30 protein-coding genes are annotated in these 24,852 nt (G+C 53.9%); 5 read left to right on the forward strand and 25 right to left on the reverse strand.

Translation table 11 applies throughout. From position 1 onward, the window contains the following. Positions 1-16 precede the first annotated feature (16 nt). A complete protein-coding gene (locus tag ABR39_RS23240) occupies positions 17-691 on the forward strand; it encodes an SOS response-associated peptidase (RefSeq protein ID WP_047348930.1) in 675 nt (224 codons plus the stop codon). Between the two features lie 51 nt (positions 692-742). On the opposite strand, the gene cspF is transcribed toward ABR39_RS23240, so the two are convergent. Next, positions 743-955 carry a cold shock-like protein CspF gene (cspF, locus tag ABR39_RS25225; RefSeq protein WP_072059276.1) on the reverse strand — a complete coding sequence of 71 codons (213 nt, stop codon included), beginning with the start codon at positions 953-955 and terminating at the stop codon, positions 743-745. Between the two features lie 285 nt (positions 956-1,240). Here cspF and ABR39_RS25230 point away from each other — a divergent pair, with 285 nt between their 5' ends. After that, complete coding sequence (locus ABR39_RS25230) at positions 1,241-1,459, forward strand: cold shock domain-containing protein (protein ID WP_072059277.1); 219 nt, start codon at positions 1,241-1,243, stop codon at positions 1,457-1,459. A gap of 245 nt (positions 1,460-1,704) precedes the next feature. On the opposite strand, the gene ABR39_RS26295 is transcribed toward ABR39_RS25230, so the two are convergent. After that, positions 1,705-1,869, reverse strand: a complete 165-nt coding sequence (locus tag ABR39_RS26295; RefSeq protein ID WP_240477092.1) for a YnfU family zinc-binding protein — start codon at positions 1,867-1,869, stop codon at positions 1,705-1,707. A gap of 147 nt (positions 1,870-2,016) precedes the next feature. Here ABR39_RS26295 and ABR39_RS25235 point away from each other — a divergent pair, with 147 nt between their 5' ends. Together ABR39_RS25235 and ABR39_RS25935 are read left to right on the forward strand one after the other, a co-directional pair. Continuing rightward, entirely contained in the window at positions 2,017-2,244 is a 228-nt protein-coding gene (locus tag ABR39_RS25235) for a hypothetical protein (protein ID WP_072059278.1), read from the forward strand. Between the two features lie 173 nt (positions 2,245-2,417). Then, the gene (locus ABR39_RS25935; protein ID WP_131701718.1) at positions 2,418-2,756 is read left to right on the forward strand and encodes a hypothetical protein; all 339 of its coding nucleotides are present in this window, start codon (positions 2,418-2,420) and stop codon (positions 2,754-2,756) included. A gap of 376 nt (positions 2,757-3,132) precedes the next feature. On the opposite strand, the gene ABR39_RS23245 is transcribed toward ABR39_RS25935, so the two are convergent. Then, positions 3,133-4,401 carry a Y-family DNA polymerase gene (locus ABR39_RS23245; protein WP_047348931.1) on the reverse strand — a complete coding sequence of 423 codons (1,269 nt, stop codon included), beginning with the start codon at positions 4,399-4,401 and terminating at the stop codon, positions 3,133-3,135. 2 nt (positions 4,402-4,403) lie between these two features. After that, positions 4,404-4,823 (reverse strand): translesion error-prone DNA polymerase V autoproteolytic subunit, encoded by a 420-nt coding sequence (locus ABR39_RS23250; RefSeq protein ID WP_047348932.1) that lies wholly within the window; start codon positions 4,821-4,823, stop codon positions 4,404-4,406. A 756-nt stretch (positions 4,824-5,579) separates the two neighbouring features. On the opposite strand from ABR39_RS23250, the gene ABR39_RS23255 reads away from it, so the two are divergent. Next, positions 5,580-6,116 (forward strand): serine acetyltransferase, encoded by a 537-nt coding sequence (locus tag ABR39_RS23255; RefSeq protein ID WP_047348933.1) that lies wholly within the window; start codon positions 5,580-5,582, stop codon positions 6,114-6,116. Between the two features lie 6 nt (positions 6,117-6,122). On the opposite strand, the gene ABR39_RS23260 is transcribed toward ABR39_RS23255, so the two are convergent. From ABR39_RS23260 to ABR39_RS23360, 21 genes are all read right to left on the reverse strand, one after another. Further along, positions 6,123-6,557 (reverse strand): tail fiber assembly protein, encoded by a 435-nt coding sequence (locus tag ABR39_RS23260; RefSeq protein ID WP_047348934.1) that lies wholly within the window; start codon positions 6,555-6,557, stop codon positions 6,123-6,125. Position 6,558: 1 nt separating this feature from the next. Continuing rightward, positions 6,559-8,385 (reverse strand): phage tail protein, encoded by a 1,827-nt coding sequence (locus tag ABR39_RS26040; RefSeq protein WP_052952214.1) that lies wholly within the window; start codon positions 8,383-8,385, stop codon positions 6,559-6,561. A gap of 2 nt (positions 8,386-8,387) precedes the next feature. Next, positions 8,388-8,939 carry a phage tail protein I gene (locus ABR39_RS23270; protein ID WP_047348935.1) on the reverse strand — a complete coding sequence of 184 codons (552 nt, stop codon included), beginning with the start codon at positions 8,937-8,939 and terminating at the stop codon, positions 8,388-8,390. After that, positions 8,932-9,846, reverse strand: a complete 915-nt coding sequence (locus ABR39_RS23275; RefSeq protein ID WP_047348936.1) for a baseplate assembly protein — start codon at positions 9,844-9,846, stop codon at positions 8,932-8,934. The genes ABR39_RS23270 and ABR39_RS23275 overlap by 8 nt, the downstream gene beginning before the upstream one ends. Then, positions 9,836-10,183: a GPW/gp25 family protein gene (locus ABR39_RS23280; RefSeq protein ID WP_047348937.1), complete on the reverse strand. Its 348-nt coding sequence runs from the start codon at positions 10,181-10,183 to the stop codon at positions 9,836-9,838. The genes ABR39_RS23275 and ABR39_RS23280 overlap by 11 nt, the downstream gene beginning before the upstream one ends. Positions 10,184-10,221: 38 nt before the next feature. Next, on the reverse strand, positions 10,222-11,340 hold the full coding sequence (locus tag ABR39_RS23285; protein WP_047348938.1) for a contractile injection system protein, VgrG/Pvc8 family: 1,119 nt from the start codon (positions 11,338-11,340) through the stop codon (positions 10,222-10,224). Between the two features lies 1 nt (position 11,341). Then, positions 11,342-11,557: a tail protein X gene (locus tag ABR39_RS23290; RefSeq protein ID WP_047348939.1), complete on the reverse strand. Its 216-nt coding sequence runs from the start codon at positions 11,555-11,557 to the stop codon at positions 11,342-11,344. After that, the gene (locus ABR39_RS23295) at positions 11,532-11,993 is read right to left on the reverse strand and encodes a phage tail protein (RefSeq protein WP_430748987.1); all 462 of its coding nucleotides are present in this window, start codon (positions 11,991-11,993) and stop codon (positions 11,532-11,534) included. The genes ABR39_RS23290 and ABR39_RS23295 overlap by 26 nt, the downstream gene beginning before the upstream one ends. A 5-nt stretch (positions 11,994-11,998) precedes the next feature. Further along, on the reverse strand, positions 11,999-13,858 hold the full coding sequence (locus ABR39_RS23300) for a hypothetical protein (RefSeq protein WP_047348940.1): 1,860 nt from the start codon (positions 13,856-13,858) through the stop codon (positions 11,999-12,001). Positions 13,859-13,972: 114 nt separating this feature from the next. Beyond that, positions 13,973-14,260, reverse strand: coding sequence for a phage tail assembly protein (locus ABR39_RS23305; protein ID WP_047348941.1), 288 nt, complete (start codon positions 14,258-14,260; stop codon positions 13,973-13,975). 49 nt (positions 14,261-14,309) lie between these two features. Beyond that, positions 14,310-14,816: a phage major tail tube protein gene (locus tag ABR39_RS23310; RefSeq protein WP_047348942.1), complete on the reverse strand. Its 507-nt coding sequence runs from the start codon at positions 14,814-14,816 to the stop codon at positions 14,310-14,312. After that, positions 14,813-16,282: a phage tail sheath C-terminal domain-containing protein gene (locus ABR39_RS23315; RefSeq protein WP_047348943.1), complete on the reverse strand. Its 1,470-nt coding sequence runs from the start codon at positions 16,280-16,282 to the stop codon at positions 14,813-14,815. The genes ABR39_RS23310 and ABR39_RS23315 overlap by 4 nt, the downstream gene beginning before the upstream one ends. 38 nt (positions 16,283-16,320) lie before the next feature. After that, positions 16,321-16,944 (reverse strand): phage baseplate assembly protein V, encoded by a 624-nt coding sequence (locus ABR39_RS23320; RefSeq protein ID WP_047348944.1) that lies wholly within the window; start codon positions 16,942-16,944, stop codon positions 16,321-16,323. Further along, a complete protein-coding gene (locus ABR39_RS23325; RefSeq protein ID WP_047348945.1) occupies positions 16,937-17,491 on the reverse strand; it encodes a hypothetical protein in 555 nt (184 codons plus the stop codon). The genes ABR39_RS23320 and ABR39_RS23325 overlap by 8 nt, the downstream gene beginning before the upstream one ends. Positions 17,492-17,499: 8 nt before the next feature. Next, a complete protein-coding gene (locus tag ABR39_RS23330) occupies positions 17,500-18,162 on the reverse strand; it encodes a hypothetical protein (RefSeq protein ID WP_047348946.1) in 663 nt (220 codons plus the stop codon). 1 nt (position 18,163) lies between these two features. Beyond that, the gene (locus ABR39_RS23335) at positions 18,164-18,520 is read right to left on the reverse strand and encodes a head-tail joining protein (RefSeq protein ID WP_047348947.1); all 357 of its coding nucleotides are present in this window, start codon (positions 18,518-18,520) and stop codon (positions 18,164-18,166) included. Next, complete coding sequence (locus ABR39_RS23340; protein ID WP_047349079.1) at positions 18,520-18,855, reverse strand: DUF2190 family protein; 336 nt, start codon at positions 18,853-18,855, stop codon at positions 18,520-18,522. The genes ABR39_RS23335 and ABR39_RS23340 overlap by 1 nt, the downstream gene beginning before the upstream one ends. A gap of 69 nt (positions 18,856-18,924) precedes the next feature. Then, positions 18,925-21,045: a ClpP-like prohead protease/major capsid protein fusion protein gene (locus ABR39_RS23345; RefSeq protein ID WP_430748982.1), complete on the reverse strand. Its 2,121-nt coding sequence runs from the start codon at positions 21,043-21,045 to the stop codon at positions 18,925-18,927. Next, positions 20,993-22,513, reverse strand: coding sequence for a phage portal protein (locus tag ABR39_RS23350; protein ID WP_047348949.1), 1,521 nt, complete (start codon positions 22,511-22,513; stop codon positions 20,993-20,995). The genes ABR39_RS23345 and ABR39_RS23350 overlap by 53 nt, the downstream gene beginning before the upstream one ends. Positions 22,514-22,521: 8 nt before the next feature. After that, a complete protein-coding gene (locus tag ABR39_RS23355; RefSeq protein ID WP_047348950.1) occupies positions 22,522-22,737 on the reverse strand; it encodes a hypothetical protein in 216 nt (71 codons plus the stop codon). Continuing rightward, entirely contained in the window at positions 22,734-24,851 is a 2,118-nt protein-coding gene (locus ABR39_RS23360; RefSeq protein WP_047348951.1) for a phage terminase large subunit family protein, read from the reverse strand. The genes ABR39_RS23355 and ABR39_RS23360 overlap by 4 nt, the downstream gene beginning before the upstream one ends. Position 24,852: the final 1 nt, after the last annotated feature.

The raw sequence follows: 24,852 nt of genomic DNA on the forward strand, positions 1-24,852 counted from the left end.
CCGACTGGAGGTTTCTATGTGTGGACGTTTTGCACAAGCCCAAACCCGTGAAGAATATCTGGCATACCTGGCCGATGAAGCCGATCGTGACATTGCGTATGATCCGGAACCTATTGGCCGGTACAACGTGGCGCCTGGTACCAAAGTGCTGCTGCTGAGCGAACGCGACGAGCAGTTACAGCTTGATCCTGTATTCTGGGGTTATGCCCCGGGATGGTGGGATAAAGCGCCCCTGATTAATGCGCGCGTCGAAACGGCGGCCACCAGCAGAATGTTCAAGTCTCTATGGCAGCATGGCCGGGCAATCTGCTTTGCTGATGGCTGGTTCGAATGGAATAAGGAAGGAGACAAGAAACAGCCTTACTTCATTCATCGGGCCGACGGCCAGCCCATCTTCATGGCGGCGATTGGAAGCACGCCGTTCGAACGTGGTGACGAAGCAGAGGGTTTTCTCATCGTGACGTCTGCAGCTGATAAAGGTCTAGTCGACATTCACGACCGCCGGCCACTGGTCTTGTCACCTGAAGCGGCCCGTGAATGGATGCGCCAGGACATAGGCGGAAAAGAAGCTGAAGAGATTGCATCTGACGGCACTGTGCCAGCTGAGATGTTTATCTGGCATGCAGTGGCCCGTGATGTTGGAAATGTAAAAAATCAGGGGAGAAAATTGATAGAACAAACAGATATATAATTTACAGTACTTTTTATGCGCACTTTATATTTGGTTCAATATTATCATATTTTAAGAAAGAAATATATTTGCAGCCATCGGACCACTAAGTCCATTTATACGATAGAATTCAACACGAACACCAGGTTTTAACGTTTGGCTTTCACTCTTACTTAATGCAGAAACATGTAAAAAAACATCTTTTCTGCCATCTGATGGGATAATCAATCCCTTTCCGCTCTTGAAGTCAAAAGTTTTGACAATTCCTGTCATTTTACGAGACAAATATTTTCCTAAGGATAATCCAGATTTGACTATACAGGATTAGTTAATAATAGCCAATCCTATTTCATTAGCCTTCTGGAAGGCTAAAATAAAATTTGCTTAATCATTCAACACGTGCATTAATGGTTTGGCTGATTTGTTGCGATGATGAATCTAACTTTTCCAAAAGCCGTCCTCATAACCAGGTGTTATCTCTGATATCCCCTCCTCTTGAGTCCATACGTATACCATAATACGTTCCTTATCATATGCTTGTTAGTTTGAAAATGTTCAAATGGAGGTTTTATGCCATCTAAAGTTATAGGTCTTGTTAAGTGGTTTAACGACGATAAGGGATTTGGCTTTATCTCCCCACTTGATGGCAGTAAAGATGTTCTGGTTCACACTTCTTCTCTGCAGGGAGAAACATTTAATACTCTATTTGAAGGTCAAAAAGTCAAATTTGCTATTATAGCTGGAACTAAAGGTCCAACCGCTGCAAATGTAACGCTATGCGATAGATAATTTCAAAATAGCTTATTTAAGTCAGAAAAACTTTATCAGTAGAAGGTGATTATTAAGCTATTTACATCATTACAACAGGCCAGCATATTTAGTTACTATCAAGTTTGCTGACCGATGTGATGAAATGCAGGACTGCTGCATGAACAGTCTCAAAGCAGAAGCTAACTGCTTATAAAATACTAAAGTGCGTAAGAGGTTAGGTAGCCTCCAAAAGCATCACTTCTTATTTGATGTATTAATGTTTTTTAGAAGCGCTGGGTAGATTTGAACAAAGCGCAGCAGTATGGGCACACCAACTGAGCTCCCTTTTGTACACGATTGTAACTGTGCTCGGAATCTTTCGAGCAGATTGGACAAGGGCATTTTACTAAATAATTTCGGCGGAATTGAGTGTTTTTACGTGCAGACATAGACTTCTCCAGTTCAAATGGACCGTTACAGTACACGTTAAGGCAGTATAATGCTTGTTTTAATTTCGAAAGCGGCAAAAAAATGAACAAACAGAACCCTTTCGAACACCTGCAGGGGCTAAAAACCCTCAAAATACATGGTGATATATGAAAAAAGTAATCATTTTTTTTAATGGTAAGCCAAGTAAAGTTATCACTGTTCTTAAAGGTGTGACATCAATACTTGAAGAATATCCTAATGGAGAAGTGATAAACCTTCAGATAATGTCAGCAGGTTTTCCCTCTTTAACAGGTGACCATGAAGTGGTCTATGTAGCATCAGATCGAGAGCTTACCTCTCAGGAAATATTATATGCGGCGCAGAAGTATCTTTGACGCTAGGGATTCAACGCCAACATTCATGAAATCATTATTATAACTACGTTTAATTATTATAGCCTGCTTAACGCAGGCTTTTTTTTACCCCCACACAAACATTTATAATTAAGACATGTACATCCAACACCACGGCAATATGAATTTATTGCTGAAGCAACCATAAGGCTTCCATGAAAATCCTACATTACACAGTATTAATAGTTATTGAAGCCCCATTCTCAGATAATAATATCAACCCTCTTATCTTGGGTCTCTTGCATGACCGAAACTATTCAAGTAAGTCAAACCGAGGCGTTAAACTTCCATCCCATGCATTTATTGGTTCAGAGGGTCAGGCAGTTTTAGAGTGGGAGTCTGAAAAAGATGGAGCAGAAAAACTAAAAAAAAGACTCTATCAGATGCTGCATGCAATTACACGTTTAGAAGAATCTCCCACAGCAATTTTTCTAATGATTTGCCCAGAAGATAAAACCTTAACCTTTGTTTCAAAACTTAAAGTAAGAGAATGAACATCAATATTTTAACCTTCACCATCTGAAAATGCCGTGACCGTGAAAACTGCGAAAGAAAATCATGAGGCACATCAGTAAATATTGTATCATTTGCTAAGCATTGCTGTTACATTCGGTTTAATGATGAATCCTCCTCAGCGGCAGGGCTAATTAACCTGATGATTTGTATATCAAGCGGCTCATCGTGAATTTCTGAAGCAGCGAGTCAAGAGTGGTTAGTTCAATGACTCACCGGGAGGCACCCGGCATCATATCCATAAGCCCCTGTATAATTGCAGGGGCTTATTTATATTATAAAAGCATAGTAATAGACACATTACACTTAATACTCATAGCCGATAATTAGGTTCGAATGAATATATCGTTTAAAGAATCATCTAACTTTTATTAGGTCTGAATACCTCGTAGTATATCTTGGAGATAACATATCCCGTTTCATCTGCCACTGCTGCTGTATGCCCTGCCCGGCAAAATAAAGCGTTCCTTTCCCGTCTTTCGCGTTGAGATGATCGAGAACCTCCATCAATTTTTCGCTACCGGCCCGCGGAGCATTCTCGTCAAACAAGTTTAGCTGGGCCACGCCCTGGCTGAAAAAGTCACCCAGCATAATGCCAGCTTTCTGGTAACGGTGTCCGTCTTTCCAGATTTTGTCCAGGCACTTGACTGCGGCGTTGATGATGTCGCGAGAATCCTGTGTAGGAGTGAGAAGTTTCATTGACGCACTGTTGCCGTAATATGGCTCATTCAGGGCAAAGGGTGATGTTTTCACGAACGCAGAGATAAAGCGGCAATACTGATGCTCGCCGCGAAGCTTTTCGGCGCCACGTGCCGCATAGCTGCAAATGGCCTGGCGCATCTGTTCGTACTCAGTAACGCGTTCGCCGAACGAACGACTACATACGATTTCCTGTTTTGCCGGTGCAAACTCCTCCAGATCGAGGCATGGCTCGCCGCGCAGCTCGCGGACAGTTCGCTCCAGGACGACATTGAAGTGCTTTCGAATAATCCACGTACTTTGCTCAGAGAGGTCCAGAGCCGTTTTGATTCCCATCGCATTCAGCTTCTTACTGATGCGCCTGCCGACGCCCCATACGTCTTCTACTGGCACGATAGCGAGCAATCGGCGCTGGCGATCGATATTGGACAAATCAACAACTCCGCCCGTCTGCCTCTGCCATTTCTTGGCGGCGTGATTTGCCAGCTTAGCGAGGGTTTTCGTCTGCGCGATGCCAACTCCGACAGTCAGGTGCGTACGCTTAAGAACTGTTGCGCGGATCTCTTTGCCAAAGTCAGTCAGGTCCCAGCAGTTTCGCACTCCGGTCAGATCACAAAAAGCTTCATCGATACTGTAAATTTCGACGCGGGGGCTCATTTCTTCCAGCGTCGTCATTACCCGGTTAGACATGTCAGCGTAAAGCTCGTAATTGCTGCTGAAGCAAACAACGCCAGCGCGCCGGAAAAGCTCCTTTTGCTTGAAGAAAGGCTCACCCATTGCTATCCCTGCGGCTTTTGCCTCAGCGCTGCGTGCGATTACACAGCCATCGTTATTTGAGAGAACGACAACTGGCCGCCCTCTCAGGTCCGGCCTGAATACAGTCTCGCATGATGCGTAGAACGAATTCACATCACAGAGAGCAAACATATTCAGCTCACAGATTTAACGATGAAAGTCACGACGCCGAAAACGTCCAGCGTGTCTTCGCTGCCTACAACAATCGGGCTGTAGGCGCTGTTCATAGGATTGAGTTGCACGGTCGGTCGCAGCTGCAGGCGTTTAACAGTGAACTCCCCTTCCACCGCAGCGATGACAATGTCACCATGCTCAGCAGTCCTAGAGCTGTCCACTACCAGCAGATCACCGTCGCTGATCCCGGCTTCGATCATAGAATCGCCCGCGGCTTTGACGAAATACGTTGAGCTCGGGTGAGCAACAAGTAACTCATTGAGATCGATGCGCTGTTCAACGTAATCAGCCGCTGGGCTTGGGAAACCACACTGCACTAAGTCACTGAAAAGCGGGAGAGCGATAATTTCTCGCAGTTCTGTAGGCCTGATAAATTCCATATTGCATACCTCAAATACTGTTTTTATATACAGTAGTTTCATTTGAGTATGCACGCAAGACAGGAGGTCTGTCATGGCTGACTAAAGCTTCGCCGTTTCGTTTCTAAGTTTCTATGTCGCTTCGAATTATGAGTTTTGTAAATTTCATGGATGTAACCCTCTGTGAGCAGATTTAAGGCGGTTTTGAACGAGGAATTTTTAGAGTGCATGTACGCCACCACATCGTAAATGATCGCTTCCCACTTTCCCTTTACTCCGTTTGTGATCAGCCAACAATGTTCGGGCATAATTCCCGACGATTACTCTGGTATGAACACTGAGTAAATAACCATCGCCAGTTCTTGCATACACCACCAGGTCGCGGTTTTCATTTTCCCTACTGATAAACATCTATTTCGAAAACGGCCTGCCGGTGGCTTGCCACCCTCTTATGCCTGGCGAAGTAGTTATGAATCCCGATTCATACCTGGAACATGTGATCCGTTCCGGCTATGTTGTAATCCCATGCGATGAAGAAGAAAAATTCACACTTGGTGAGATACAGGATATGATCACCATAGCACGCCGTACGCGGGATTATAGGTTGCAACCTTAATTCAACGTAAGCAACTTGCTGGTAACAATAATGGGCTGCAAAACTATAATATAAAAACGCGGCTTTTTATGCCCCTCCGCTGAATTGTCGTTCTAGGGAGCTTAAATATTGAGCTCTCCGGTCAAGCACACCGGAAATTTACAAACCTCAAGGAGTTAGTGATGTATCAACAATTAAAAAAATGTCTAAAAGTAGAAGTGCAAAAAGGTAGTAAGGATTTTAGCTGGTCAAGAACCATCCGACACGCTTTCAAATGCGTGGATCGGCGTTTTTACTTCTGGTTTAGAATCTGGTGTTATCTCTATCAAACCAACAAATATGGCATGCGAGAGTTTGCCAAACACCGAATGATTAATCTCAACAGAAGTTATTCAACAGATATAAATCCGAAGGTTGTCATTGGCCCAGGAATGAAAATTGTCCACTTCCCTGGAATTGTGATGAGGGGTAATACAGTTATAGGTAAGAATGCGATCATTCGACAGGGGGTGACTATCGGAGCAAGGAATGATATAGATGAAGGGTTTAGTCGTATCGGAGATAATGTAGAAATTGGCGCTAATGTTTGTTTAATTGGTGACATTTCAATAGGCAATAATGTTAAAATTGGTGCAATGGCATTTATTAATAAAAACATCCCGGACGATACCGTGGTTTTCTCCAAAAACGATATCGTCCTCAAACCATTTACCAAGTAACTATGATTATTCGCTTGATGGTTTCACAGGCCAATCTATTCTGTTAAAGCTATCCTCGTCACTTACGGCAGAAAAATCCATTACTTTAATCTTCTTGATATAGGCCATCCATTCACCAAGGCTGGCCTTTTCTTCATTGGTTATCGTTCCTAGCTGCAGCTCTATTTTCCAGTCATCAACCTGGGTGTAAGCTTCAGAAAGTAAATGTTGTCTCATCTCCTCAGCTTTTGACACCCAATCAATCGGTTGCTCGATCAATACAGGTTTTCCATAGCTGTTTGGTGCGATAATTTTACCCTCCCCCTGCCCACATAAAAGGTAGTTATACCAGCGTTCTGATATCGCAAGAGCATCTGCAGGCCAGGTGTCACGCTCATTATAAGTTTCTTTTAAAAACTCGGGGTAAAACCCATTTGTTGTTGCGCTGTAATATATTGTCATTTCATTTTCCCATTGCGACCCACATTACCGTTTCCGTACCACCACCTGCAATTCGCAGATTCCAACCAGTAGTATTAACGTCATAAGGTTGCATTGCCGCACCTTGCCCTGACGAATTGTTTCGGGTTGGGATAACACCAAAACATTTTGTAGGAAAGGCAAACGGAAATGTCACCCTGCCACTGTTTGCTACTCCGGCTGTCTGCCCCATCATTGTGATCACACCGGTTGCTGTATTCTTCCACCAAAGAACGTTGCCGCTGATGCCTGATGTGTCCGGCGCGCCATAACTGCCCTTAGGCTGAAATCTACCGTCACTTTCCGCTTTGGTGTAAGCTCCTGTTTTTGGCATGTACCCGGCATCAGATTGTGATTTTGTGTAATAACGGCTGTCAAAATTTGCGTAATTGGTTGGTATTATTTGCCCAGTGTATGAAAAAGTTGTTTTATTCCAGTACCCAACCATCGCGCTGTTTGACCATAAATCTATCTGTCCATCGACAGAGTTCCTCAAACCTGAATCATTGTCACCGATATTCAAAATCGCAGAGCCAGCCGAACCAAGCTGAAGCGGGCCATTTACGATTGCGGATTTTCCCTGGGTAGGATTTAGGTTAACGGTACCGTCAGAATTTAAACTGATGCTGTTATTTGCCCCCTTGTAATTAAGGAATGTAACGTTGGTGTTCGTGGTAGAACCTGCCCCCACATACCAGTGGTTAGCATTAGCAGAGTCTTTAGAAATAATATAACTGGCATAACCTGCGGTTTTGGGCTGTAACCAGATCCCATCACCATCAACATTCATGATTAGCCGACCAGACATGGTGTCGCCAGTTTTGGCAACCGCTCCCACATCCCCGGCAGAAGGCTTGTTTAATGTCGTGTAGTGGACCGCCCACGGAGTGCTTGTATCAAGTGCAACATCCGAGATGGAAAACCGTGAATATACTTTCCCTGCAGTGTCCATAAAAATCTGAGCACGACGGGATGCACCATAAGCTGATTGCCATCCCGCACCATTTGATGGCACTTCTTTTAAATCTGCAGCCGCATAAGCAAGGAATTGTGATACCTGCCCCATGCGAATTTGAATAGCAGAGCCTAGCCCCTGCCAGCCAACTACCGGAACACGATCAACTGTCGTATCGGTCGCTGATGTAACGATATCTTTTAGCGCTGCAGTTTTTAGCTGCAGGTTGTCCCGCGCCAGCACTTTATCTGGCAGGTCAGACAGGTTGTTATTTTTCTGCAGAGCATTCACGATACGCGTGTCATCGCCTGCCGCAACAGTCTTGGCAACTTTCCCCACGTCCAGTACGGCAGCCCCCTTCAGGCCCAGGCTTTTTCGTGACAGAGAGGCATCCTTCACATCGCTCAGGTTTGCATCCTGTCGCAGAAAAAGACCATCGCCGGTTGCAACCTTCAGCTCAATGTTCGCAGTTTCGGAAACCGCAAGGCGGTATTGCAGGTTAACGCTGACGCCGTTTTCCGGCTTCTCGATGGCCGCACAGTTCGCAACGGAATACAGTTCCCCTGCATCGGTCAGCAGCCCGACTTCCCTCACCACGAACCCGCCCACTCCTGCCGCTAATACCAACTGAGCAATGAACTGGTTCGCCTGGTCTGGCGAAACCTGCAGCGCCGATATCGCATTGCGATAGACTTCACGGACCAGTTTCGTCTGTGCCGGCTCCGGCTTAACAGGCTGGCCGTTCCCGTCGCCCACCACAAAATCTTTAATAATGACGGGCTTCCCGGTCGCAGAGGACTGCGCCTCCAGCTCCTTGCCCCGGTTGGTCAGAATGCTGTAATACTTCTCAGCCATGATTAAACTCCTGCCTCAATATCGACATCAATCCAGGCGGTGACAGCACCGCCCGTGTAATAGGTTCCCTTCGCGCCCAGATCGGCGATCACGTCAATGGTGGTCAGCAGGCTACGGAGGTTTTTAGCTTTATCCACCTGACGGCGTATGCGCTGATACAGCGCCTCATCAATGGCCTGCAGGCTGTAGACTTCCACCCGGAAGGTGTAAGGGAGCTTGCGGGGCTCATCTTCCCACCACTCCACAACGGTGGTTGGCAGACTGACGGCGCTCAGTGACCGGCGGACCGCACCAGCCGTACCGCGGTGCTGATGCACGTAGGCAGCATCCTTAATCACCTGCCGTTTTTCTTCCTCCGTCCAGGCATCCTCCCACGAGTCCACCGCAAATTCCCAGGCAAGCCAGGGCAGCAGATGAGCCGGACAGGTGTCAGGATTTTTCACCTTCCGGACCATGTCCGTATCCAGCCCCGTGATCTGCTCCGTGCTGGCCTGCTCAAGTGCCCGCTCAGGGTGAATGGCTGACGGGGGAAGGAGGGATCGAAATTTATCCACTGGTGCCTCCTTTGCGGGTGACGTTTATCGCGCTGCACCAGGGAGCCTGCCCGGCTGCCCCTTCCAGATCGGCCGTCGGGCTGATCAATTTGACCCGGGATACGCCAGGCTGCTGCAGGGAAGCGTATATCGCAGAGAGCGGTACGATGGCGTTAATACGATGGGATAGCTGGGTATAGTTCGTCAGCGTGCTGATGGCATTCTCCAGCACCGTCTGTGCATCCGGCCCGTCAGGAATATCGAGTTCAGCCGTGACGGCATAGCTGGCAACAGTGGCACTTTTCACGCTCACAAAATCGGTCAGCGGCCTGACTTCATCGGCACTCAGGGTGTTCATCACGGTTTCGATCAGAATTATCCCGGCCTCACCGTTGCCCGTTCGCGACAGCACATACACATCCACTTCACCGGGTCTGTTATGGGTCTCCGGCCCGTAGGCATCCGCATCCAGCACATCGTTATCGGCCGATTTGGCATGAAAGCGGTACGCGTTGCGCGCGCCGGCGGTGTTCAGTTGCGCCCACGAAAGCTGGATACGCTCACGAAAAGCGTCATCACTTTCATAGACAGGTTCGACGGGCGGTACCGCATCCGGATCGCCGGGGTCAATCACCAGGCGGGAAACGTTGAAGGCCGCGCCCAGCTGGTCGAGATCGGCCCCTCTGGCGCTGGCAAGGAAAACAGCCCTTACCGCGTCGTTGACACGCTGAAACGCCAGCGTCAGCTGGTAGGCGTTGATTTCCCCCTGTTTATACGCCGGGTCCGACTCCACCAGGGCGTCGAATTCCGGATCCAGCTCGCGCAGGCGCGCCAGCCAGCGGGTAAAAATATCGGCGGCATCCGGTACCACAATCGCATCCGGTACCGCCAGCGCGGACAGGTTGATAACGTCGTAACTACTTGCCATAAATCTGTATGCCTCCGGTGCTGACAGGAAGATTATTCTCTTTGTTGATGCCCTCGATATCGACGACACACCCTGTTTCATCGGCCGGGAAAGTGACCATCACACGCGTGACCCGCAACCGGGGCTCCCAGCGTGCCAGGGCTGAGGCCGTGGCCGCGATAATCCGCAACCGGGTGAGATCGTCGCGAGGGTTGTCCACCAGCGAAAACAGGTCACTGCCGTAATCGCGCACCAGCACGCGGCTGCCGAGCGGTGTGGAGAGGATATCGCTGACGGACTGGCGCAAATGATCGCTGCCGGACAGGGGTTTACCGGTCCGGCTGTTTACACCGTTCATAATGTTTTTCCGTATGAGGATCGCCAGGTGGCGGAGAGTTAACCGAAATAATCCGGGCCGGTTTTATCCTTGTTGCCGGATTTTTTTGACGATTTCGCAGGCTTGCGGATATCCACCACCAGGTTGTACGTGTAACTGAATCCGGCAGGCGACAGGGAATAGACCAGCGATTCCACCACCCAGGAACGATCTTCCCGCTCGCCAAAGCCGGACGTGGAGACGCCGGATTCTGCTGTGAGCGGGACATGCTTGGGGCGGCATGGTCCTGTCACCGTCATTTTCTGCTCATTGCGCCGGGCCTGCGTTTTTTTCGATTTAGCCTGCTGGTCAGCAGTGGCCTTTGCGGGCTGGGTATAGGGATTCGCCATCGAGGGGCCGTCATGGTCAACCGTGGTGGTTTTGGTCTTCCCGTCCGCTTCATCATAATAGCGAACCCCGATTTTGCCCGATGACTTACCGCTGCTGCCGGTCGCTTTCCCCGTCGAACTCCCCCGCTCGCCCTCACTGTATGACCAGTTTGAGACTTCTTCCGGAGTGATAACCAGTTCCCCTGTCTGCTCACCTGAGGCGTTAGCCGTTGCGCCCTGCCGGAGAAAAAGCCAGTACCCGCCGGAGGGTTTGCTGACGGCGTTCCAGGTCCGGGCAAGTCTGGTCAGCAGGTTGGCGTCAGACTCCGCTACCTGATCAACATGGTCAATATGGATATTCGCAAGCTCCGTGGCCACTTTCGGTACCAGACCGTTTTCAGTGGCCACGGTTTTAACCAGATCCGCCAGTCGGAGATTATCCCAACTTCGGGTCTTCTGGCTCAGCACATCACCGGGCTGTTTCTGCGCGTTCATGGGCGCGGCCGTGGCATAAATATCCACGCGCCGTGGCGGACCACTGCTGCCGACGCCGGACACCACGAACCAGCCCTTATCCACCAGCTGGTCGTTGAAGCCCAGCGCCACGCGTAACCGCGCGCCTTTTATCGGTAAAGGGAGGGTTTCTGAGAGTAACGTGATTTTCAGCTCGTCCGCTTTTGCCGTGGCGCCTCCGTAATCGGTCAGCGTCATCTCTGCCAGGCTCTGTTGCAGCGCGCGGGTGATATCCTTTCCTTCCGCGCTGACACTGAACGCCGGCGCGTATTCCGGTTTAACAATCTGTTCAGTCATATTAATCCCACAGGCTGAAGGCGGAATCCTGAACCGGCGGTGCCAGATCCGGCAGGGTGATAAAGAGACCTGACGGGTAAACCGCGCCGGCATCAGCCAGCCCCGGATTCGCTTCAAGCACCTGTGTCACGATAAAAGACAGGTTTTCCGTGCCGTAATGCAACGCGCAGAGAGCATCCAGCACATCACCGTCACGGGTTTGATATGTCGTCGGCATAATGTTTCAGCGTCATCGTCCAGTTTTTATTTCGGTGGCCACCACCGGGCAGGAAACGGTTTGTCGTGTCGGAGAAGTCGATCACCACCCACCAGCCCAGCACATCCCCTTCACCGCTGACCAGCTGCTGTGGCTTGTTCTGGTCGGCGAGATCGTAGAGATCGTTAACGGCATCCACCCCCTTACGGAAGAAGGCATGCGATTCCCCTTCAAGCCGGACGGTTCGCCCTGGCTTGCCGGTGTACTGCAGCAGGTCCTGTTTGCCGATACGCTCCTGCTCGCTCCATCGCCAGCTGGCCTCACGGGTCAGCTGGTTATACGCCGTGGTATCGATGGAAAAGGCAAAATTGCCCAGCATCATCATCACCCGGGCGGCCTGTGCACCTCGCGCCGCGCTGGCACCTGCCTGCCCGAAGTCTTCAAAGACAGGAATGATTTCACTCACCAGATTTGCCCTCCGTCCAGCATGCTGCTATTACCCGTAAAAGCCGGGCTGCTTTTCGTCACAGCCTCCACCTCATTAGCAATGCCCCGCTCGTCCTGCCCCGGTGCGCCGTGAATTTCAAACCGGTATTCGAACCGGCGATTGTCAGTCAGTTGCCGGGGTGCGGGTGCGGCGTCCGCTGCATCCAGTTTTTGCAACAACATATCCCAGCGACCTTCCGCATCCGTGCCGGCATTCACCCGGCCGCTGTCAGCAGTACCGGAAAGCGGAACGGTACGCGGTACGGCGGTCTGTTGGCGTGAGTCCTGATCCGTTATACCCGATACCACCTGCAGGGATGTTTCTGGTGGTAATGGCGCCAGCAGGGTCCGGGGGTAATTATCCCATACTGTCGGGACGGTACCGGGCGTAACAGGCTGCTGTGCCGACTTCATCAACCTATCCGGCCCGAACAGTCCGCCGCTGTTCTCCGGGGTCAGATACTTATCAAGGGAGGTGTTGAATGTCTCCTCGTCATCACGGAAAAAGCCCCGCGTATCCCGGTAAGATTTTTTCACATCGTCAGGCAAGTCAGGCTTTTCCTTCAGCTGCTGTTCAAACCATTCTCCCTGGCCGTTTCGCTGCGCCGTCATCCGGGCGATATCGACCGAGCCGGTCATGGCAAGCGATTTAAGGACATCCCGTTGTTCGCTTCGCTCATCCGGCAGCAGCCAGGACAGTTTTTTTGCCAGCGCGTACGCTACCTTCCCGACAAAAACAATTCCCTGCCCGAACGTCAGCACGCCCGGATAGAGATCATTGCGCAGGAAACTGACAATGCGCTTGATCCCGCCGCCTTTAAACCACTCCGCCAGATCATCAGTAAGACGGCGTACATCCGGTGCCAGCTCGTTACCCAACTGGCCGGAGATTTCCGCCACCGCAGAAGAGAACACGGTCTGCAGGTTGGTAATGGCGCGGTTGCCTTCCATTGCACCTTCTGCGCCCTCTTTCGTGACCAGGTTATACCGGCGCTGCTCGTCCATCAGATCGCGGTAACTCTTCCCGGACTGCTTCAGCAGCATCAGCAGTTTGCTGGCCTCACCACCAAACAGGGAGTCCAGCGCAAATGAGGCTTTCGATTCATCCTGCAGGCTGAGCGCACGCTCGACGATTTTCTCAAACTGCGCCATATCGCTGAGCCCGGCAAAATCACCCGCCTTAAATCCCAGCGTTTCAAAGGCGTCCTGCAGCGATCCCTGCTTGCCGTTCTGCTTGTACTCCCCCGCCTTGTGCAGATACTCCTCGAACAGATCGCCGATGTTCTCCCCGTTCATGTCGTACTGTTTTGCGAGCGTGTCCCAGGCATCAAACGTCGGAATATCCACGCCATAGCTTTTCGCCACACCGGCACGCCGGGCCGTCTCCGCGTTGGTGGCCGCCGGGGCAATCAGGGTGCCCAGTGCGGAAGCCACCACCCCGCCGCCGCCGATCGCCAGCCCCGGCGCCACCATGCCACCCAGCTGACCGGCGATACCCAATCCGCGGCGAAACAGCCCCTTACCGGCCCCCTTGAAGGCCGCCAGCCGCTGTGCCTTCTGCATCTGCTGGTTAAGTTTCTGCTGCTCGGCTTCGGTTTTGCGAATTTCGCGGGATACGTCGCTGTAACGCCGTTTAAGCTCGCCAAGACTCTGCCCGGCGAGCTTTGCCCGCTTGATTTCCGCTGCCAGCTTCGCCTGGTCTTTCGTCAGCTTTTCTGACTGCTTACCGACATCCTTCAGGTTCTTTTGCAGGCCGTTCGCAGAACGGCTCCATGAACTGTCGATATTGCCGCCAAAGGTAATGACGGCCTTAAGGTTCTGGCTTAATCCGGCCACGATTTACCGCCTCCACTTCGTCGGATAGAAAATCAGAAAACACGCTGAACGGCATATCCAAGTATTCCGTCATGGGAAAATGCAGACGCCGCCCGAGAAATCGTATCGCCTGGATTAATCCTCTTTCGGACGCTCCACGGGCGGGAGCATAAAAACATTGAACGCGTCCAGCAGCTGCGCATAATCCGCCGCCGTCAGCAGCCAGATATCCTGCTCACTGAGGTTGCACAGCAGCGCAATCATGCGCGCTTCTTTTTCTTCTTCACTGCCGCGGTCCTTGGAAAAGGCGATACGGTCACGCACCAGCGGCTCACGCAGCGTCACCTGGTTGAGCGCACTGCCATTTTCAAGCGTGACGGGGGAATACAGTTTGATAACGCGGGTTTCACCTGGAAAAGACATGTTTATCTCCATGAAAAAACGGCCCGCAGGCCGTTGTCAGTTTTTTGAATTAAAGGCGGACTTTGGCCGCCAGGCCGGATAACACATCCACGCCATTAACCCGCCGCGCGAAGCGCTCAGTATCAATGGCAAAGAGTTCGCGGCCGTCTTTGGTCTGGCGGTAATAGCTCACGGCGATATCCACCGTGACAGCGTTTTCCGAGAGGTTGTCCTTGCCCCGCGCATCCGGGGTGACTGTCTGCACAAAGCCCTCGATCTCCTCGATGGTGCCCAGCGCGGTACCGTTCGCCAGATAGCCCTGATACGCAGTAAAGCGCGGACGGCTGCCGCTGACAAAACCGAAGGCGGTCAGCATATCCACGTCCACCCCGTAAAATTTCAGCTGGCAGGTCAGTGCCTCCATGCCGTCATCCACGGGAGAAGGTGCATCCTGCGCGCCGGTGCGCAGATCGGTTTTGACAATGGACAGTGCCGGCGGTGTAAATTCATGCGCACCCTGAATACGGATCCCCTGCCGGAAGAAGGTCCAGACGCGTAACGTGTTTTTCTCGCTCATGCTGCCAGCATCTCCTCAAGCGCATAGTTGTTATTCACCCGGACGCGCAGGCTGATAAGCTCAGTCGGCGATTTCGGACCAAAGTCATAGTTGATGTACAGCACGCCCGCCGCCATGCTCTCTGCCGTGTTAAGCTCCTCATCCAGCCAGGCGCGGCCACCAAAAATGGCACCGAGCCCGACCAGCTGGCGCATATAGGCGTTGATGGTGCCGATAATGTCGTCGGCATTTTCACGGTCAAGCGGACGGTCAACGTATTCCAGCATCGTTTCCTGAATGCTGTCCTCGATGACGTCAGCGGTACGGCGAACCGATTCGAAGCGCCACTGCGGGTTGGTACCACACAGACGGTTGCCCCAGTGCTTAAACCCGGCCCGGCGGATGATGGTGGAGACGTTCTGCATGTTGAGCAGGTTCGCATCGCAGTTTTCATCGCCGAGAATGAACTCGTCGATCTGCTCCACGCCGAGAATGTTGTTAATGTCCTGGTTGGACTTACTCCACCACCAGCCCTTCTCAAAGTCGATACGGGCGCGCAGCCCCGCCGCAAACGCAGAATAAGGGCGATACACCAGCTGGCCGTCGGCGTTGCTGACCTGAACGCGCGGACGCAGCAGTTCAGTACGCATGCCGTAGGACTGACGACGCTGAACCACTTCCTGCAGGGTGGCGCCGGATTCACAGTCTACATACGCTACAGCGCGTAGTTTGCCGGCAACGGTTTCCAGTGCCTTGCCCACGGCGTCATCCTCACTGAACCCCGGCGCAATGACGATTCGGGGCTGGTACGTCGTCACCGATTTTGCAGATGACAGCGAGCCGATCCCGGTCAGCACCGCCGCACGCTGTTTCGCTTCGTCGGTTTCTTCCGACACACGAACCACCACGGTCAGTGCATTTCGCTGGTCGTTGATTTCGGTGAGCGCCTGTTTAAGCGTACCTTTATCACCGAGACGGGAAAGCATCGTGGTACCGACAATCGCCACCGGCGTATTCAGCGGGAACGGCTCATCCTCGCCACCGGACAGCTGCAGGCTGAACGGCATGACGATACCGCTGCCGCTACCCTTAGCCGTCATCTTCACATCCGCCACCGTGCCGACGGCAGCAGCAACATCTGCCGGGGTTGCCGTCAGCTTTCCGGTGTCGTCACAACCCAGCGTGATGGTCAGGGTTAATGCCGTTGCGTCCCACACAGCCGTCGTATCCACCGCGGCGGGACTTTCTGCATCAGGAACACCGGCTACCGCCTCAACCAGCAGGACATTTCCCGCCCTGCCGGCGATCGTCGCGGCAAACTCCACAACGTTATCCAGAATAGGCGACCCGACGGTACCCGCTGCCGGCGTTCCGGCTGAGGCATCCGGCGCGGTACCCACCAGACCGATAATAGCCGTCTGGATCGTCGTGACCGCGACCGTACCAGACGTCAGTTCGATCGTTTCCACACCATGTAAATTCGCCATTCATTTTCTCCAGGCATAAAAAAACCTGCCGCGGCAGGTCACATTTTTTGATTGGGGGGATTTGTGGTACCACCGCCATCACCATTTTCTTTATGGTTATGGCCGTTGTAGGTTTCGCGGATCCCGCTCATTTTCCCGGTACCGTCTGAAATCTCCTGGGTTGCTCCGATATTTCCGGCCACGTTCGTGTCGGCGTTTATCTGCGTTTTCCCCTGTACGGTCAGGGTATCGGTGATTTCCACCGGACCGTCCAGCGTGCCTTTCCCGATAATTTTGTAACTCCCGCCCTCAGCCAGGGTGATGGTCAGGGCATGCGCGGCACGGTCATAGCGGATCTCGGTACCGTCGCCGTAACGGGTGATATGCTCGCTGTCGCTGCCCTCCGGCACCGGCAGACCGCCGGTATTCCAGCCGGGAAACACCCGACCATTATTCAGCTCCCCCGCCTCCGACAGTACCGTGACCGCATCCCCGACCGCATACGGATTGGAGTCAGCCCGGTTAACACCCGAAAAGCCCTGGCAGAGCGGCAGCCAGGTTGTGGTGATGTCGCCCAGGTCCACCCGGCACTTCGGTATACCGTCATGCTTAACGGAATGAATAACCCCGCGCCGGACAATATTCGCCAGGCGGCGTTGTAAATCGCCCTCGATATCACTCATCGGGTTTCGCCTCGTAAATCAGCTGATAATCGTCCACATGCATGCGCCCGATATCCGGCGCCTTACCGAGCCAGATGGCATTCAGCGGGGCATTGTTCTGCTCAAACGGATCCGCTCCAAAGGCCGCTGACTGAGTGAAGGAAATACGCCAGACCAGATAATCATCCATGCGCGGATCAAACTCATCGCGTGACGCATCGATAAACACGGCTGGCTCCAGACTGGTCAGGCCGAACAGTTGGCCATCAATCCACTGGGTGATATCTGCGGCCGCCGTGCGCAGGAAAATTTCCGGCCGGCTGACACCCGCGCCGGCCGCATCCACCACCACGAACAAATCGCAGGACAGAGTAACGTTAAGCTGCCCCTCGTTGCCTCCGCCCTGCTCCCAGCCGTTAATGGAGAAATACACCGCCGGCGTTGTCAGCCCGGTAAAGCGGGGGACATTTTTTTCCGGATAGGCATCGGCGTCGCGCACCCAGTCAATTTTTTTCAGCGCACCGGTGACAGCATCGTGGTACTGCCCCAGTAGCAATGGCTCGGCCATGGTTAACCTCAGACAGAAATACGGGCTTTCACACGCCCGCGCAGATCCGTTTCAAAGTGATGCATGAAAATCTCCATCGCCTCGGCAAAGGCGTTATCTTCGATGTAGTTCAGCATCGGCTCATAAATATCAATTTCCGCTTCGCGGGTCCGCCGGGTGTCAGGATCGCGAATGACCACCGTTCGCCTGTTCTCCCGACGGGAGCGTGCCACTTCACCGTTTTCATACGTGCGCGGTGAAAGCAGACTCCCTTTTGGGGTAAAGCCCGCGTTTTCCGCCTGGCGCCGCGCCTTAATAAACCGCCCGGTGGATTTATCCCGCCGGGTATGATGAGGCCTGACCCGCCCGTTAATCCGGCCTTTCAGGTCTTTTACCTTGATGGCATTCAGGCCAAACCAGAGACGAAAGTTATCCAGTTTCGACTGAGAACTGCGATCGAGGCGAAAGGAAAGCAGACGCCGGCGCACCATATCCAGACTGCGCGGCGCCAGACCATCCTTCATGTCAGCAACCGCTTTCTTACGCAGCGTGGCGGCGGTACGTTTCAGCGCACGGGAATACGCCGCCCGAAACTGCTTATGAGTGGCACCGATGTGCTCCGCAATCCGCCAAATGGCATCCACATCGATATCGACGGGTAAATCCCGTCGCAGTCTAGACTCACGCGCCATATCAGCTCCACTTGTTGATTTCTGGCTGCGGTTTTCCCGGTGCACCATAAGCCAGGGTGACGCGGGTCCGCCCTTCTTCATCGGCACCAACGTGCGTTACGCGGTAAGCGGTACCGTTAATTTCCACCTCATGGTGCTTCTCAAGCCCCGCGATATCGGCAGTCATCGCGCTGAAGGCCGGAGAGCGATCCTGAATTTGCCCCCCGCCAGCCACGTCAACCGGGGCATCCGGCGTCTCGAAAATCACGGTAACAGGACGCAACTCAGCGTCAATAAACAGGACGGCAGGCACCTCTTCGGCAAATGCCCGGGAGATCCGGGCATCCGCGTTCAACAGGCGTTGACGAAAGCGGTTCATCAGTAGCCAAGCCGGACCGGAACAGATTCGGCATCTGCCGCCGCAGCAGCCCAGGCCGTACCCGCCAGAGGGTTCGGTGCTGCCGCCTCCCCCGCTTCTGCTGTCAGCTTACCGTCAGCCAGATATAGCTTCTGGCCGAGAGTGACAGCTTCCGCCGCCTTTGGCAGAACGAACACGCCCGTGGTGTGCAGCACGCCCCACAGCCCTGCCGGGATGTCATCGTGAGCTACACCTACCAGTGAGCCTGAAAGCACAGCGTCACCCGATTGAATATCGTTCGCACCTGTATTGTGGAAATCCAGGGTGTTGCCGTCCTGCTGATAATTTGTCGCCATTTTTCTCTCCAGACAAAAAAGGAGCAGCATTCGCCACTCCGTTATAAAAAAACCGTCAGAAGACGGTTGTTATTTTTTGGTCACTTTCACCATGCCGCGCCAGTCAAGCGGTGCTACCCCGGCATCGATACGCACCTTGAAGGCGGCACCGTCAACGGTAAAGCCCTGCTGCTGCTCTAGATACGGCGTATCAATACCGTCCAGATACGCCACTTCGATAGTGTCGCGTCCCTGCGCAGCGGTCAGGTAGTAATCCGTCGGGCTGCTGTCGTCCAGACGCGCCTCAGAGGCCACCGTCACAAAGTTCTGGATCGGGTTAACGATACCACTGTTGGCATCCGCACCCGGCACGCTTGCTGACTTGATGAGCTGGTTAGCGCGTGACTCGATAGCCACTGGTGTCAGCATGTAGGCCGGACGAATATTCAGACGGCGATCGCCGGATTTCTGCAGCAGCATCGCCTTACGCGCCGTATCCAGGCCTTCGATACTCAAATCGGCGGAGACAAGGTTGCCATGATCGGCATGGAACAGCGGCTTACCGTCGGACATTTTCGGGTTGCTGGTCAGCACCGCCCACACCAGATCGCCCACGGTGGCACGCGCAGCAAGCCCCATTGCCTGCGGAATACGGGTCAGCATGTCCAGGTCGTCGTTGATGATGGTCTGGCGGTCAATGCTAAAAAGTTCGCCGTAGGTCGCCAGAGCAATTGGCTCGCCGCGATCCTTGATGGTGACATATTTATATTCCGCCCCAGCGCGAACCTTGCGAAGCGATGCGAGTGATTCCAGACCGACGCGGTGCGCGGTTTTGAAATCGGTCAGCGTGCCCTTGCGGGTCCACTGTTCGAACGTCTCTGTAGCCTCATCCCAGCCCATCAGCGCCGCCTTGTGCGCCACATCCATCAGGATATTGCCGAAATCGCTGCTGCTGTGGGTGAACGCCAGCCCGACCATCACCTGTGCCGTACCAGCTCCGGAGATACCGATGCCGCGATCGACCAGGGAGGCTCGCGCCAGTTCGCGCAGGGTGTAACCGTTGTAAGCGTTATCCTTCTCGGCCTGCGCATAGCCCGCACGGGTCATGATGGCAGCTCGGATGGAATCACCGACCAGATTACCGTTGCTGGCATACAGGTGGATGGCGCCCGGACCGGCACTCGGGGTGGTACCCGCCGCCAGCGCCTGCAGCAGTTTGTCGCGGGCCTTTTCGGCGTTGCAGGTGAAGTCGGACAGGCATTCCGCCTTTAGCGTCGCGAAGGCCGGAAACGCCTCAAATACGGCTGAGACGGAATTCACGCGCTCCGCGTTCGCCGTCTGCATCTGCTGCTGCAGCTGCTGGGCCAGCGCGGTGATGTCGATGTTTGTCATCTGCGACGCGGGCTGTTGTGGTGCTGGCGGGGTAAGGTTTGCCTGTACCGGCGCGGGCTGCTGTACCGGAGCAGGTTGCTGTGGCTGATTCACCGGAGCTTCGGCGCGCGGCGCAAAAAGGGATTTAATCTGTTCTGGCATGTTTTGGTAATCCTTCAGTTTATTTTCATTCACACAGGCCGCGGCCTGCAGTTCAGGTTCAAGCGTATCGGCGAAACCTTTTTCCACCGCCTCGGCACCGTTAAGCCAGGTCTCCGCTTTCAGCATCGCCTCCAGCTCCTCCTGCCCCAGTCCGGTTTTGTTCATGTAGGCGCTGAGCATCAGGGCTTCATTACGATCAAGCCAGGCGGCGTAATCGCGCATGTCGTCAGAATCCCCGGCGATACCGCCCCACGGTTTGTGGACCATAATCCAGGCGTTTTCCGGCATGTGCACCGTGGCGCCGGGCAGACAAATAATCATCGAGGCCATGCTTGCCGCCACGCCGTCCACCCAGATATCCACTTTCGCTTTCAGCCGCGACAGGGTGTTGTAGATGGCAAAGCCCTGCATCACATCGCCGCCGGGGCTGTGGATATGCAAATCCACGGCGCTGGCCTCAAACACCCCTGCCTCCTTACAGTCGGCGACGAACTGCTGGGCAGTGATGCCCCAGCCGCCGATCACGTCATAGAGGAAGATTTCGACCCGTCCGGCAGCCAGCGCGCGGATTTCGTACCAGCACTGGCCGTTTGCCGCATCAACACCCGCCAGGCTGGCGTGGGGGTTAATCATCATCGTCCGGCTCACGCCGGGAATTGTCTGGTTTTGCCGTTGCATCTGGCATCGCTCCTTTGTCATTGGCGGCGTCGGAATCAAACACCAGCCCGTGTTTACGGTTAAATTCGGTTTCACGCAGTCGCTGGCGCTTAACCTCCTGAGGGTTTTTCCCCCTGGCCCGCGCCCATTCCGCTTCAGTACCGGCACCGCCACGCACAATGGCTTTCCAGGCGTTCGCCTCTTTGCCCGGATCAATCCACGGCATCACCGGCCCGAGATAAAGCGCGTTATAAAGAGAATTCGGATCCACATCCGGCGGGACTTCAACGCCGCTCAGCAACGCCATCGCCAGCCATGAGCGGTAAACGGGCCGGCTGTGCTGGCCGACAAACCACTGTTGCAGGACGTTGTACCCTTCGAAGCTCTCCACCAGCTCCTGTCGCTGGGAGCTGTAGGTGCCGTTATAGTCCCGGGCAATGCTGGAATAGCTGCCGCGTGTACCGGCGGCCACAGCCCGCATCTGTCCGTTTCGGAATTCATAGAGGTGAACATTCGGGCGATTTGACTCCACCATGCCAAGGTCTTCGCCGGGTCGGAGTTCGTCGTAAATCATGCCCGGCGCGATATCGTAGTGACGCTGACCACCGGGCGATGAAAACTCACTTTCATCGCCAAGTGACTGTGCATCGCCGCGCTTGATGTAAAAGCCCAGCGCAGCGGCAATACGGGCGGCCACGCGCTCGCTCTCTTCATAATCCTTGATGTCTGACAGACGGGTAATGACCCCGTGGATCAGGCTGATACCCCGCAACTGGTGCAGTCGCTTGCGCTGTGCCAGGTGAAGCATGTTGTCAGCAGAGACGGTTTTAAGTTCCGCACTGAACCGCGTCATGTTCGCCGGATGATATTTGTAAACGCGGTACCCGACGGGACGCCCCCAATCGTTCACAATGATGCCCTGGCGAACCTGCTGACCTGCGGTGCTGTTGAGGTTGAACGGCACAAAATCCGCCTCCAGCATTTCCAGAGAAAATGGTACCGAGGTGGCATGCTGCAGGCCGGGTACATTTCCTCTGACCAGCTGCGTGAACACTTCCCCGTCGCGCAGAGCAGAACGTAACAGCAGACGTTCAGCCTCCGGGCGGGTAAACATGCCGGTCACCTCAGGACGCACGGACCACTCAGCCCAGAGCGCTGAGAGCTGCCCGGCAAAATCGGAATGGAGATTTCCCTCCAGATCGAGAGGCTGGGGCTCAACATGGATACCGTGGGCACCGATAACCCGGTCTTCCATTTTGTCGAACAGGCCGATCACCAGGTCATGATTTTCATCAAGCCACCGGGCCTGTTCCCGCAGTGACTGACCTGCAGCAAATACCGCGGTGTCCGCTGACTGGCTTTGTTTTTTGGCCTTGTGCAGCCGTGACGGGTTTGCCGCTTCATACGCATTGAGCCTTAGGCGGTCCCGTGCACGTGCGGCTGCCCACCCGGGAGAAATTGCCCCCAGTGTTCTTTCAAGAATGCCCATAGAACGCCTTACAAAAAGTTAGCGAGTTTGTACGAACCGCCGCGGCAATTTACCGTCCGCCAGCGCCGTTCCCAGTATTCAAGCTCGTCGCGCAGCGCTTTCGGATCGTGGTTGGTAATGGCGCGACCGTTAACGCCAGTGAATGAAATGCTCTTGCCGTCAAGCGAGTCCTGGTAGGCCTGACGCACCTTCAGCAGCGTTTTCCAGATATCATCTTTCGTCACAACCAGCCTCCCTTGCCGGAAGATCCCAGCCAGCTGCCGGAGAGAACTGTGTCCTTTTCAGGTTCAGCCTTAACAGTCGTTTGAACGGGTTTTGTTTTTTTCACGGTTATCTCCCGGGGGCGTTCCCCTTCAAAAATATTTGGGTTGAGATCCTGTAGCTCTGCCCATGCTGGCGGTTTTTCCCAGTCACGGATTTTTTCGTACCCGCGCAGGACCGCCACGGCGTGGGCATAGCAGAACAGGTCAAAGGCTTCATTGGCGCCCTTACCCGGTTTTCGCCATTTGCCGTCAACACCGCGTTCTTCGTAGGTCAGTTCCTCGTAGAACCACTCTCCCAGCCAGTCAGGAAAATGGATGTAACCGCCACCGGGGGTTTCGCGGTCCAGATTGTTGCTGAGCTGGTCCTTAAGCAGGTCGGTCTGCAGCAGATACACCGGCACCTCGCCACGCGCATCAGCACGACGGTCGCTGCGTTCGGTATTGTTCGGGTGGGTTTTGGTGATAATTTTCTGGCGCTTTGTACTGTCGCCCTTGACCAGGTAAACGCGTTTACCCAGGCCATCGCGCCGGCACTGGCGCCAGAATTTATATGCGTTGTCCGTCACGCCTTCTTCACCGCCACTGTCGACGGCCATCGCCAGAACCGGCATACGCCGCACCGGGTCAGACTGCAGCGCATAGGTTTTTTCCAGCACATCGGAGACCAACAGTTGCCAGTCCTCCGGATAGGCACCGGGGTGAACAGGCTCCGCCTCGCCGTGCTCATTGCAGCGTAGCGACTGGCGAATGTTGTAGCGGTCCACCAGCCAGCGCTCACCGTTTTCGCCATAACCAATAATCTGCACGACGAAACGGCGCTTTTTGCCGCCCTGGACGTCAACGGCCGCCAGCAGAAAACGCACTTTTGGCGGAACCAGGCGTTTACCGTAATCCTCCGCACGCAGCATCAGCGCATCGGCGCGCCGCTGTTCGCTGGCCGAGCGCGGCAGGTATGGCAGCCCCCAGTCGGTGTTGATAACCGCCTTGAGGGTTTCTTCGCTGCCCGTGGCCTCGTACTCCTGCTCAGCGGTCAGCAGCTTATAGACCAGTTGCGCCCAGGTCTGATACGCAGCTGCTGGGCCTTCCATCCAGAAACTGGCGATACGGGAGCGGCGCGGCTCACCGGAAATATTGCCGTCACGGTCAACACTCTGACCTTCACGCAGCCAGACCCCCACCCCGTTAAGCTCGCGCTTTTTATCTGCGGTGATAACGCTGCTGCAGTGCGGGCAAAGCAGATGGGCTGACTCGCTGGCTTTCACCGGATCAGGCTCATCGCGGTAGCCGGTCATCGCCTCCATGGCTGGCTGAAAAAATTCACCACAATGCGGGCACGGCCAGTACCATCGACGGCGATCGCCGCGGTTGTACAGAGAAAGCGCACCTGTCGTCGGTGGCGCTTCATGAGGAGACTTACGGCGCCATTTGCTGTCGCGAATATCACGTCCCGGAGAACACTCCACCAGCGTCATCCCGGCGGACATAAACGTCGTGGTACGCTTGGAAGCCAGGGTAAAGCCGTCACCCTCGCCGTCGATGTCCTCAGGGAAGCGGTCATAATCCGTGAGCGCCACACATTTGAAATCTGACGAGGACATGATGTTGATTGAAGGCCAGCCGATCTTGAGATAGTTACCCGCCAGAAAAGTACGATCATGCACGTTATTGTCGTTTCGCAACGGGCTCAGGCGTTTTGCCACCTCAGGACTTACACGGAAGGTTCTGGCCAGTCGCTTTTTTGAGTGCTCGCGGGCTTTCTCTTCGGTCATCTGAACGACGAGCATATCGGACGGGTCGCAGACGATGTTGTAAACCACCCAGCCATCCACCAGGCCGATCGTTTTCCCCGTTCTTGCCGGTCCAACAAACACCACCGCATCGTATTCACGCATCGCGAGGCAGTTCATTGGCTCGATCACATAGGGAGCGACAGCAGGGTCCCAAGGTACCGAGTTACCGGCTCCCATAGGTACGCGCATAAATTTCTGAACCGCCTCCGCCACAGGCATACGGCGCGGGGCTTTGAGAATAGCGGAAGCGTTACGCCTGACTTCCGCTGCCGTGGCCTGTCGCATG

The sequence above is a fragment of the Enterobacter genomosp. O genome, assembly GCF_001022965.1.
In the GTDB taxonomy this organism is placed as follows: domain Bacteria; phylum Pseudomonadota; class Gammaproteobacteria; order Enterobacterales; family Enterobacteriaceae; genus Enterobacter; species Enterobacter cloacae_L.